Annotated in this window: 11 protein-coding genes; 1 reads left to right on the top strand and 10 read right to left on the bottom strand. The window is 42.6% G+C overall.

The features are described 5' to 3' along the window. Positions 1 to 60 precede the first annotated feature (60 nt). The 9 genes from HMPREF2885_RS02965 to HMPREF2885_RS02925 form a co-directional block, all read right to left on the bottom strand. A complete protein-coding gene (locus HMPREF2885_RS02965) occupies positions 61 to 966 on the bottom strand; it encodes a DMT family transporter (RefSeq protein ID WP_045616913.1) in 906 nt (301 codons plus the stop codon). A gap of 8 nt (positions 967 to 974) precedes the next feature. Next, positions 975 to 1,910, bottom strand: coding sequence for a serine hydrolase domain-containing protein (locus tag HMPREF2885_RS02960; protein WP_070657006.1), 936 nt, complete (start codon positions 1,908 to 1,910; stop codon positions 975 to 977). Continuing rightward, positions 1,907 to 2,632, bottom strand: a complete 726-nt coding sequence (locus tag HMPREF2885_RS02955; protein ID WP_000382985.1) for a CppA N-terminal domain-containing protein — start codon at positions 2,630 to 2,632, stop codon at positions 1,907 to 1,909. Before HMPREF2885_RS02955 ends, HMPREF2885_RS02960 begins: the two co-directional genes overlap by 4 nt. A gap of 111 nt (positions 2,633 to 2,743) precedes the next feature. Continuing rightward, on the bottom strand, positions 2,744 to 3,613 hold the full coding sequence (gene gla / locus HMPREF2885_RS02950) for an aquaglyceroporin Gla (protein WP_000348106.1): 870 nt from the start codon (positions 3,611 to 3,613) through the stop codon (positions 2,744 to 2,746). Between the two features lie 156 nt (positions 3,614 to 3,769). Continuing rightward, positions 3,770 to 4,936: an ATP-grasp domain-containing protein gene (locus HMPREF2885_RS02945; protein ID WP_001108621.1), complete on the bottom strand. Its 1,167-nt coding sequence runs from the start codon at positions 4,934 to 4,936 to the stop codon at positions 3,770 to 3,772. Between the two features lie 12 nt (positions 4,937 to 4,948). Then, positions 4,949 to 5,689, bottom strand: a complete 741-nt coding sequence (locus tag HMPREF2885_RS02940) for an esterase family protein (RefSeq protein WP_070657005.1) — start codon at positions 5,687 to 5,689, stop codon at positions 4,949 to 4,951. 20 nt (positions 5,690 to 5,709) lie between these two features. After that, positions 5,710 to 6,534, bottom strand: coding sequence for an alpha/beta hydrolase (locus tag HMPREF2885_RS02935; RefSeq protein ID WP_070657004.1), 825 nt, complete (start codon positions 6,532 to 6,534; stop codon positions 5,710 to 5,712). A gap of 135 nt (positions 6,535 to 6,669) precedes the next feature. Next, positions 6,670 to 7,884 (bottom strand): tRNA uracil 4-sulfurtransferase ThiI, encoded by a 1,215-nt coding sequence (gene thiI / locus HMPREF2885_RS02930; RefSeq protein WP_070657003.1) that lies wholly within the window; start codon positions 7,882 to 7,884, stop codon positions 6,670 to 6,672. Between the two features lie 8 nt (positions 7,885 to 7,892). Continuing rightward, on the bottom strand, positions 7,893 to 9,035 hold the full coding sequence (locus tag HMPREF2885_RS02925; RefSeq protein ID WP_070657002.1) for a cysteine desulfurase family protein: 1,143 nt from the start codon (positions 9,033 to 9,035) through the stop codon (positions 7,893 to 7,895). A 137-nt stretch (positions 9,036 to 9,172) separates the two neighbouring features. Between HMPREF2885_RS02925 and HMPREF2885_RS02920 the strand changes: the two genes are divergently transcribed. Next, entirely contained in the window at positions 9,173 to 9,598 is a 426-nt protein-coding gene (locus HMPREF2885_RS02920) for a DUF6556 family protein (protein WP_049501330.1), read from the top strand. 43 nt (positions 9,599 to 9,641) lie between these two features. On the opposite strand, the gene HMPREF2885_RS02915 is transcribed toward HMPREF2885_RS02920, so the two are convergent. Then, the gene (locus tag HMPREF2885_RS02915; protein WP_083307389.1) at positions 9,642 to 11,948 is read right to left on the bottom strand and encodes a DNA translocase FtsK; all 2,307 of its coding nucleotides are present in this window, start codon (positions 11,946 to 11,948) and stop codon (positions 9,642 to 9,644) included. Between the last annotated feature and the right edge of the window lie 29 nt (positions 11,949 to 11,977).

Raw genomic sequence — 11,977 nt, 5'->3', positions numbered from 1 at the left:
CGGAGCGAGACGGACTAGTAGTCACATAACAAAATCCACTCGATTGAGTGGATTTTTTTATTACTTACTCTTTATTTCCAGCAGTAAATCTTTCAAAGAAATAATGGTCACGGCTAGTAAAATCATAGCCATACCGACAAAATCAATCGCATAAAACTGTTCCTTCATAATCAGAAAGGCAAAGAAAACGGCTGAAATTGGCTCTATGGAAGCTAATAAACTAGACTTAACAGGGCCTATCAGACTAGCCCCTTTTAGGAAAGCTGTATAGGCAAAAACCGTTCCGATGATGATAATCCCAGCAAATGCAAAGAGAAAATCTAAGCTAGTCGGTATGCTGGCCTGTAAAACTCCTGTGAAAGGAATAGCCACTACACCAGAAATAACCATCCCGACACCAATCACCAAAATACTGCCCCACTTCTTAATCAAAGCAATGGGAAGGATGATATAGAGGGCATAGGTTAGGGCAGAAAAGAGGCCCCAGAAAAGACCAGCAGGTGTGACAGACAACTGGTCAAGTTCCCCATGCGTCGCGATAAGAAACGTTCCTCCAATTGCTAAACCAATCGAAATAATCTCAGCCAGAGTAGGCGCCACCTTGTCCTTGATACAAGTATAAATCAAGATCCCAACGGGGCATACATACTGGAGAACTGTCGCCGTGCCAGCATTGGTTTCCTGAATGGCAGAAAGATAGGCAAACTGGTTTAAGAAAAGTCCAAACAAGGCAAACAACAGCACAGATAAAAGGCTTTTTCTGTCCTTTAAAAAAGAAAGGAGTTTATCCTTTGCAGTCACGTAGGATAAGAACACCAATGCCAAGCCTGCAATGATAAGTCGCAAATTGGTCAAGACTAGAGCGGAAATCCCGTGTGCCATTAGGTATTGGCCACTGGTTCCAGACAAGCCCCAAGCAATCCCTGCCACTACTGTATACAGAGTTCCTTTTACGGTTTTTGACATTCTTCTCCCTACTCCTCTTGACGAATGATTTTCATGACTTGATTTCGGTCAACTATCCACTGGGCACGCTCATCCTTTTCATACGTTCGATTGGACAGAAAGATGACAGCTTCCTGCTTCTCCCGATTCCACATAATAAAGGTACCTGTATAACCCGTATGGTCGAGCCAAGCTCCTTCCAGATTCCAGGCTAGGGAACGCTCCTTATCATCTAAAGGAGAAAAATTTCGGCTCAAATCTGCAGCAAAATCATCTTTCAAGTAATGTTCCAGAAAGATCTGTAAATCCTTAACAGTCGAAAACAAACCAGCACTTCCTGCGTGTTTCCCTAAAAGACGGGCTTTGGGATCGTGAATGATTCCGGCATCCACTCCTCTCACTGTTGGTACAGCTCGCTCAACAGGGCCAAACATCGTTTCTTTCATTCCCCATGGTTCCAAAACTTGCTCTTTTATAATCTGATCCAAATCTTGGTCAAAGATTTTTTCCAAAACAAAGCCTAAGAGTAAAAAGTGAACATCTGAGTATAGAAAAGCAGGCTGATTTCGTCTATTGAGGTGAAACATGGCTTCTCTCAATTCCTCTGCACTTAACTTGTCACGGTTGGGAATGAAGGGGTCTAAATCTGTAGCATGGGTCAGAAGCTGCCGTATAGTGATATCAGGATAATCACACTCCGATAAAAAATCCGTCACTGGTATATCAATGTCTAGTTTCCCCTGTTGCCACAAAAAGGTCAAGACTGTCCCCACTCCCACAACCTTACTCACACTAGCCAGATCATAAATCAAACCGCTTTCTGTCTTCAAGCCCCGTTCTGGATCACTCAATCCTAGATAAGACTCTTTCCATTCACCATCCTTATAATACGCAAAAGAGGCCCCGGGATAAATCCCTGCCTCGATTTGATTTTCTATTTTTCTTAGAATTTTTTCCAACTTCATGCTTCTTCAAACCACAATTCAATGTTATTGGTATCTTTACCCAGGAAGAATTTTTCAGACTTAGGGACAAAGTAGCCTGTCTTTTCAAATTTCTGACGAAGACTGGTTAGATCAAAATTTCTTACTAAAAATTTCAACATCGTCAAGTCCCAAGTGACATTGTTTTCAACAGCCAAATCTAGTCCTTGCCCTTTAGTAAAAGTGATTACTTGCGCTACTCCTTCAGGATCAAGTAAGCTCTCTGTCCCCTCAGGCAAACGCAACTCCATAGAAACCTCAAATTGGCTCAAGTATTTTATACCTGTATTTGAATAAAATTCAGGAACAGTTTCCAGTGGAACCAAATCTCTTATATCATTTTCTGCATGAACAAGGATCACATCCTCTTCAGGAGAAACAATCTCAAAAGCATATCCACGACTTCCTTTAAACAAGCGAGGAAGAGACTTCATTTGAGAAAGAAGGGCCTCGATTTCGGAAGGATCCTCAACCTTTATCAAGAGCCTAGCTAGCTTCTTAAGTCCTTCAACTCTGCGAGTTCGCATGCTTGGAGCCTCTTCTAAAATCAATCTCTCCGTACCCGTCTGGTCGCCTAATGAAAGAAAGGCAGACTCTTCTAGTAAGGGTTTCATTCCTAGAGTTTCAATATAAAATATCTCATTTAATTTTCGATTATTAACTTTCAAAGTCGGAATGATCCGAACAATCTCATTCACATCCATAAGTTCCTCCAACTCTTTTATTTTAAAGGATTTTAGAATATTTTACAAGCCATATTTGTTTAAATTAGAAAATTTTCCAAGAAAAAAACTGGGTTTCCCCAGTTTCGTTTCTTATAGGTAAAGTAGTTTGAATAGTGCTACTGCTGCAATTCCCGCTGCAATTGGAGCTACAACCGGAACCCATGCATACCACCATTTTGAATCACCCTTGTGTTGACCAAGAACTGATTTTGGAAGGAGTTCATGAAGAAGACGTGGTCCAAAGTCACGAGCTGGGTTCAAACCAGGTCCAGTAGGTCCACCGAGTGAAGTTACCAAGGCCATTACTAGGAAACCAAGTCCTAAATGAGCAACTGAAAGACCTGCTGCTGTGTGTGGTGCTATTTGAGCCTTAATAGCTAATTCAGAAAAGTCAACTGTTTGATTAGCCTGCGTTGCCATTTGCTTCATGTATTGCATTACTTCCGCACCAAAAAAGTTTTTAGTCATTCCTAGGGCTGCAAAGAACAGAACAAACGAACCGACAAACTCATTGATAAAACCATTTACACTTGCTGCGAAACGTGATTCTTTTGTACCGTGATCAACATTTGAAATCGTTGAGAAAGTACCCAAAATGTTATTAGAATTCTCTGTTTTCAAGTAGTAAGGACGGTGAGTTGCAACAACCATAGCTTGACCAAAAATCGCTCCTAAAACTTGCGCAAGGATATAATATGGTACTTGTCCCCAAGGGAAAAGTCCACTCACAGCAAGTCCAAGTGTGAAGGCTGGGTTGATGTGGTTCCCAGATACATTACCGAACATCAAGGCTGGGATCATAACCCCCATACCGTAACCAACCGCGATAACGAGCCAGCCACTTTGGTGACCTTTCGTACCTTTAAGTTCAACGTTAGCAACTGCACCATTACCAAGAATGATCAGAATGGCAGTTCCCAAAAATTCAGTGGCATATTTAATAGCCCATGTAAAATCCATTTGATAGATTCTCCTTAATTTTTTTAGACAATCCTTATTCTATCAATTTTTAGGCCTTTTAGCAACCGATTTTCTAAAAGAATCTCTGGAAAACGCTTTATTTAACTTATCTTTAAGAAAAGGACAAAAGAAGTCAAACTCCTTTCATCCTATTCCTTACTCTTGACGTTGACCAAAGTCTGCTAACATCTGATCCAGCTCCTCACGACTTGGAGTTGTCAACATATAGAGGATATCTCCTTGTAACTCTGCAAAGGCTGCTGGCATGATTTTCTTAGCCTTAAAACCTCCTTGGTATTTAGCTAGTAACTCCTCTTCTGAGTATACATAATGAGAACTTAAACGCCGAGCAGTCGCCAAGCAATAGAGGGGTTCAAAATATGAACCAGGGAATGGCTCTCCTGCTACGATAGCCGCATAACCTCGGTAGAGGTCAAAAGAGTGGGCATAATTGTAAACATCAATGGTAAAACCACCTGCCGGACGGTTATTATACTCAATAGCGATATAGTCATCTCCCTCACGGAAGAATTCGATATGGAAAAAACGCTCCTTCATGCCAAATTCCTTGACAATGGCTTCACCATACTTACGCAATTTTGGATCCATATCCTTGAGAACATAATAGGCATTATCCATCTTGTAAAGCATGAGATCCAGTGGTGTATGGGCGTAGTCAAAAGTCGTTGAAAAGACAATCTTACCGTCCTTGTCCACTAGTCCGTCAAAGGTACAGATTTCGCTAGAAGTGACAAATTTTTCAAAGAAATAAACGGTTGAATGGTCCCATTCAGCCTTGAAGTGATTTACATCTTCTTCTGTCTCAAGCTTAAAGGTTGCTGCTGCTCCCACACCGTTGTCTGGTTTGGCAATCAATGGTAAACCGATCTCCTCCACAGCCTGAGCTACATCGGTCTCTGTTTTAATCACTGCTCCCGGAACAACAGGTACTCCTGCCTTTTGGAAATGTTTTTTCATTTCAGACTTAAACTTAGTCTTTTTGAGATCCTCTGGTTTGACACCAAAGACATTGAATTGTTCTCTGAGTGTTGCGTCCAGCTCAAGCCAGTATTCATTGTGGGACTCGATGCGGTCGATAGGACCGTGCTTGTAGAAAAGAAAGGCAACTGCACGTTTGACTTCGTCTATGTTCTCAAGATTGTCCACACGGAAATACTCGGTTAGGCTATTGCGCAAAGGTTCATCTAGTTGTTCGTAAGGCTCCTGACCAATTCCCAAAACGGTGATGCCTTTATTAGCTAGCTCGATGGTAAACTGTTGAAAGTTTTGTGGATAGTAGGGTGAAATAACAAGATAATTCATAGGCAACTCCTTTTATAGATTCATGTGACCAAGGAAATAAGGCATTTGTTTACGCCACCAATCCCAGTCATGGGCAACATCATGTCCCCACTCAGCAAACCAGGCAGGGATTTGTTTCTTGTCAAAGGCTTCTTTCAGTTTGTAGAAGGACGGCAGACCATCTTGTTCCCAAGCACCGAGGCCCGTACAGACGACAATCTCCGCCTGACGGTAACGATCGATAAACCAGCCGTCATTCTGATTCCAAATATAATCTACTGGCGAGTTCTGGTAAATAGCATCATCATTGTAGTAATCACCGACAAAGAAACGCGCGTCGTAAACACCGCTGAGAGCAATCACTTTGGTAAAGACATCTGGATGCTGGAGGAAGAAATTGAGTGCATGGTAGGCCCCCATCGAGCAACCTGTCGTCATCATGCCATCAAACCAACCTGTCTTGTGCTTGATAAAAGGAATCGCCTCCTCAATCACATAGCGTTCGTAGGCACGGTGCATCTCTGCTTGGTCGTGACCATTTTTCCAAGTGGCCAACCAGCTCTCGCTGTCCACACTGGATAGAGTAAAGAACTGAACACGGCCTTCCTCGATAAAGGAAGCACAGGCGTCAATCATGCCAAAATCATAGTATTCGTTGTGACTGCCACCAGATGAAGCAAAAACCACAACTGGAATCCCAGCGTGTCCATAACGGTTGAGGTACATTTCACGGTTGAGATTGCCACTCCAGTGGCTGAGATTTTCAATATGCATTGGCTTTCTCCTTTCTTAACTTACCATTTCTCTGCAAAAAATCGAAGACAGTCTGGCAAATTTTCCGACCATGGAATCTCACTATGGATGGCACCAGACTGAACTTTCAAGACCAGATTATCCAAGCCTACTCCACCTGCAATCAAATCACGGTAATACCGAAGCGACGAATCGATATAGGCTTGTTTGATATTGCCAGCCATTAGGGTCTTGTCCGTATCGTCTGCTTCTTCTGTTCCTACATAGATGAAAATGCGCTGTTCAGACGACAATTTCTTACGCTCGATATAGCGGTTAAAGGCTTCTTGGTGAAGCCAGTTAGCAGATGAAAAGACTCCTAGACAACCAATTCGGTCTTGGTACTCTAGTCCGATAAACTGGGTAATATTGCCTCCTAGAGACGAACCAATCATAGCCGTGTGCTGGCGATCAGCTTTGGTACGATAGGTTTCATCGATAAAAGGCTTGACCACCTCCATGACAAACTCGGCATACTCCACACCCTTACCGCCAAACTGCTGGCCTGGGATAGGAGATTCTTGAAACTTCCAAGCCGCATACTCATTCATCCGTCCCATACCATCATTGTCGATGGCTACAACAATCATGCGACTGATGTCAGGATTTCTCTTAATAGCCGGAATAATCTTCCAAGAGTGCCCGATATAAGACTCCTTGCTGTAAAAGACATTTTGCCCATCATGAAAGTAAACAACAGGGTAAAAACGGTCTGTATCTTTCTCATAATCCTTAGGAAGAAGAACACGCACACGACGCTCTTTTCCAGTATAAGGCACCTTAAGTTTGTGTTCTTTCATTTTTAAATAAAAGTAGGAATGATTCATTGTCAGAAAACTCTCTATATTCAAAATTTTATCTTATTATACCATAAAAATAGAAAAAAAGTCAGTAATTGTCCATTTTAAGGATAAATAACTAACTTTTTCATTTGTTTTTCTGAATTCTTCTGGGTTTTCTGATTAGAGGAGATTGTCAATTAACTCATCGACAGCATCTTTTTCAACCTGGGGAGTGATTTCAGTAATCATAATCCCTGCCACTGCTCGCTCAACCAAACCTTCGACATCCATCCGTTTTTCATACTGCTCTGCATTCTCTATCTTAGGATTTGTCTTAGGACGGTCAGGCGCAAAAATAGTACAGCAGTCCTCAAACGGCTGGATTGAAATTTCAAAGGTATCGATTTCCTGCGCAATGTCAATGATTTCCAACTTGTCCATCGTAACCACAGGGCGGATGATGGGAGTGTTAGTCACAGCGTTGATAGTCTGCATGCTTTCCAAGGTCTGGCTGGCTACTTGACCAAGACTTTCCCCATTGATGATAATTAAACCATTTCGTATCTCACGAATACGGTCGGTAATCCGCATCATAAAACGACGCGTCAAGGTCATGAGGTAGGCTTCTGGCGCTTTAGCCTTGATTTCCTCTTGAATCTCAGTGAAAGGCACCTCGATAAACTGGATATTGCCACCAAACTTGGTCAATTTCCGAGTCAAATCGTGGGCTTTCTTGAGGGCACCAGGACTCGTGTATGGCGGACTGGCAAAGTGAACCGCCTCAATATCTACACCACGTTTAAGAGCTAAATAACCTGCTACAGGTGAGTCAATCCCTCCTGACAACATGAGCATACCTTTACCAGAACTTCCCACAGGTAATCCTCCTGCTCCACGAAAAGTTTCATAGGAAAGATAGGCCGCTTCCTCACGAATCTCAACCTGAAGATTAATATCTGGATTTTTCATCTGAGCTTGCACGTTTGGAATGGCCTCGAAAACAGCTCCACCGAGAGTTTGATTGAGTTCACGACTATCCAATTCAAAGTTGTGGTCGCTACGCTTGCTAGTGATTTTAAAGGTCATCCCTTCCTTGTAGATTTTCTTCATAATCTCTTGGACAGCAGACTTCAAAACGTCCACTGACTTTTCAATCTTATACACAGGAGAAAAATTTTGAATTCCAAAGACTTGTTTGAGCGATTCTGCAACTGCTGTATAATCAGCTCCATTGAGGTAAGCGTGGGCACGGTCGCGATCTGCGGTTACCTTAACTTGAGGATAGATAGACAAAACGTCTGAAATATTATTACGAAGTTTATTAATGAAACGCATACGATTTTTGTGTTTGGTTGACAATTCTCCGTATCGAATCATAATTTCTGAATACTGCATAAATGCTCCTATCTTACTTTTCTAGTTTGATTGTAAATTAATTTTAGCTTGGTCAAGAACTGCTCGATCTGACTCATGTCATTTTCCAAGTCTAGGCTTAGACGCACAGCTGACTGGGCCTTTTCTTTGTCCACTCCCATGGCAATCAAGGTCCCCGCAGGTTTTCCTGCCTTGGACGAACAAGCAGAGGTTGTGGAAATGAAAATATCATAGTCTTCAAAGGCGTGAACAATGACTTCACCACGAACACATTTAATCCCAAAAGTCAGGATATGAGGGGCAAAGTCTTCCTCATCTGAAAAGACAAAAATATCTGGATAATCCAGAAGGGCTTGGCGAATGACTGCCTTCATCTGCCCCGTCTTGCTAGTAAAGACAGCTAACTTTTCCATAGACAAACGGAGGGCCTTGGCTGTTGCTGCGATCCCTGCCACATTTTCAGTTGTCGAACGATAGTCTCCCTCTTGACCGCCACCTGTTAAAAGAGGCATGATCCTCTTACCAGACTTGATATAGACAAATCCAACACCTCTGACACCATGAAACTTATGACTTGAGAAGGTCGCGAAATCCACTCGATCTGTCAGATAGTTTTCAGTCGGAATCTTAGCAAGTGCCTGAACCGCATCAACGTGGAAAGAAATAGTCGGCTTATCTGCCAAAAGTTTCGAAATAGCCTCAATAGGCTGGATAGAGCCAATTTCGTTGTTAACTGCCATGATGGAGACGAGAGTCGTATCAGGACGTATCAAATCTGCTAATGCTTCAACATCCACAAATCCTTTCTCATCAACTGGAGCAAAATCTATTTCAAAACCTTGATTTTTCAGCCAGAGTGCTGACTCCTTGACTGCTGGATGTTCAATAGCTGACACAATGATGTGCTTGCCAAACTGGGCTTTTTCAAAGGCCACACCCTTGATGACCCAGTTATCTCCTTCTGTTCCACCTGAGGTAAAGAAGATTTCATCACTCTTCTTTCCAATCAAATCTGCAATTTGCTGCCGGGAAGCATCTAAAATTCGTGTTGCCTGATCTCCCAAACGATGGAGACTAGACGGATTTCCTACAATTTTTGAAGCGACCTGCATGTAAGTTTCAAGTGCTTCAGGATAAGGCTTGGTTGTCGCCGAATTATCAAAGTAGATCATGTTTTCTCACGCTTTCTAAAATCACTCCTTCTATTGTATCACGAAAAGAGACCTGCGACAAGAAAGGGAGGTTTCTCTTTTTTTAAGATTTTTTTAAAGAAATGAGGTATAATAAATCATAATTAAAGGAGAGTATCATGTCTAACTATCGTAGAACTTCAAAACCAAAAACAGAACACATCAAAAAGGGCTTTACTGTCTTTCAAAAAACGATTGCTACCATCGGTAGTATCCTTGGTCTCATCACCGCTACTATTACCATCATGAACGCCATGGATAATAACAAAAACAACAAAAAAGAACCGACGACAACCCAAACAACTGTTGTCAAGGAAATTCAAAAAGAAGCCCCTCAGGAAAATACTACACCTAACAGGGACAACACTCCTACTAAAGAAAATACTCCGCAAGAAGAAACTTCTCAATCCAATAAAAAAGAGGAGAAAAAAGAAGAACAGAAAACAACAACTCAGGATCCTTCTACACCTTCCTCAACAAAAGAAACAAGCGATAATGGAACACAGTCAAATACGACGAGTTCTGAAACTAAAACGAACCAGTAATCACCAAAATAGCTTCTTTCCAAATTTGGAAAGAAGCTATTTTTTATTGTTGCAATACTTTTCGTGGTTTGGTTCCCTCAGCTGGACCGATGACACCTGCCATTTCGAGTTCTTCCATAAGGCGGGTCGCACGATTAAATCCAACTGACAAACGACGCTGAATCATTGAAGCGCTAGCTTTCTGGGTTTCGATAACCAAAGCCTTAGCTTCTTCAAAAAGCGGATCGCCACCAGCTTCACCATCAGAAAAATCTCCTTCATTTTCAGGAACATCTCCTGGGTCAAAGCTGTCATCGTAGTCCGCATCTGCCTGAGCCTTGATGAAGTTTACGATACGTTCAACATCATCATCCGAGATAAAGGAACCTTGCAGACGGACTGGATGATTTTCATCAATTGGTTTAAAGAGCATATCTCCTCGACCGAGCAGTTTTTCTGCTCCATTCTCATCCAAGATGGTTCGTGAATCTGTACCTGATGAAACTGCAAAAGCCACACGAGATGGGACATTGGCCTTGATAAGACCAGAGATAACATCAACCGATGGACGTTGCGTTGCGAGAATCATGTGAATCCCTGCAGCACGCGCCTTCTGTCCGAGACGAATGATGGCATCTTCTACTTCCTTGCTAGCCACCATCATGAGGTCTGCCAACTCATCTACAATGACAACAATCAAAGGCAGGGGTACTTGTTTATACTCAGATTGGCTATTAAATTCCTCGACCTTGGCATTGTAACCAGCGATATTTCGCACACCAACCTTAGCGAAGAGTTCATAACGGTTTTCCATCTCATCCACAACCTTTTGCAGAGCCTTGCTGGCCTTGCGTGGATTGGTCACAACTGGAATCAAGAGGTGAGGAATGTCATTGTAAACGGATAACTCAACCATCTTTGGATCCACCATCATAAACTTGACCTGATCTGGTCTTGCTTTCATCAGAATGCTGGCGATAATACCGTTAACTGCGACTGACTTCCCTGATCCCGTCGAACCTGCAACGAGTAGGTGGGGCATCTTGGAAAGGTCAAAGGTGCGAGCAGTTCCATTGACAGCCTTACCTAGAGGAATTTCGAGGAGATTTTCTGGTTTAGTTTGAGACTGTTCCCAGAGTTCACGGAAGGAAACGGTCGCAATCTCAGAGTTGGGTACTTCAATTCCGACTAAGGATTTACCAGGGATCGGAGCCTCAATCCGAACATCCTTGGCCGCCAGAGCCAGCGCTAAGTCGTCTGCCAGATTGGAAATACGGTTAACCCGTACTCCAACTGCTGGCTTGACTTCATACTTGGTTACTGATGGCCCAATTTCAGCCCGTTCCACCGTCACCTTGATACCAAAGCTAGCAAAGGTTTCTTCTAGGATTTTGATATTTTCTCGAACAATCTTCTTTTCCTTGGACTGATCTTTGGGTTTATCTGGCGCAAAGAGTTGCAAGCTTGGTAACTTGTATTCAAGGGCTTCCTTGGCAGAAAAATCAACCTGTACCTCTTCATCCTCAAAATCCTCTTCCACAACAGGAACGTCAAAATCTGTTTGAGGGAGGATAATCTCCGGTTCGATCCACTCTTCCTCAGGAATTGGTGGGAAATCGTAGTCTGGTACTTCAGATAAGATTTCTCCCGTTTCAGGATCTACAGGAGGAAGTGGCAGCGCATCCTGTTCTTCTTGTTCTCTCTGAATTCTGGCTGCTTCTTCAGCTTCTTGACGAGCCTTCTCTTCTTCTCTCTTGATGAAGCGTTCCTGTTTTCTCTGTTCCTGTTTTTCCATGAAGGATCTGAACTGAGCTCCAATAAAGGCTGCAACATCGTAAATAGACCAGGGACTAACCAAGAGTGCCCCAACTAGAATCAAGAGAACTCCAATAAAGTATGATCCGATATTGGAGAAAAGAAAGGCTATGGGAATATAAAGTCCGACACCAAGCAAGCCTCCACCAGCGAAGCTAGTCACTCGCATACCAGTCAGGTCCGTCATAACTTGAGACAGGGTCCCTTTTAGGACTGACTGCTCCAAGCCAAATTTCCATACCAAGTAGGCCTCAAAAATCAAGAGCAAGCCAGCGAAGATACAAAGAAATCCTGACAGAAGTCCCTCTTGCTTGCGTATCCATTTAAAAAGAAAAAGATAGATAAGGAGACCACCTATGGCCACATAGGCCAAACTTCCGACCACCAGTCGAATGAGATTGTAAAGAGTGACACCTGCTGCACCGAGTTTAAGGGCTGCAATAATCAACAATAAGGCAATCCCTAAGGAAATCAACATCCTCTGGATAGCCTGTTTTCTTTCAAGTTCTGCTTTAGACGGTCTCCGTCTTGTTTTCGTAGTATTCTTGTTTGCCATTCTTTTATTATACCATATTTCACAGCCAT

Origin of the sequence: Streptococcus sp. HMSC062H02, from assembly GCF_001813005.1 — a bacterium.
GTDB classification, from domain to species: Bacteria; Bacillota; Bacilli; order Lactobacillales; family Streptococcaceae; genus Streptococcus; species Streptococcus oralis_S.
Note: the sequence above shows the minus strand (reverse complement) of the source record. Positions and strands in the feature narration are given on the sequence as shown.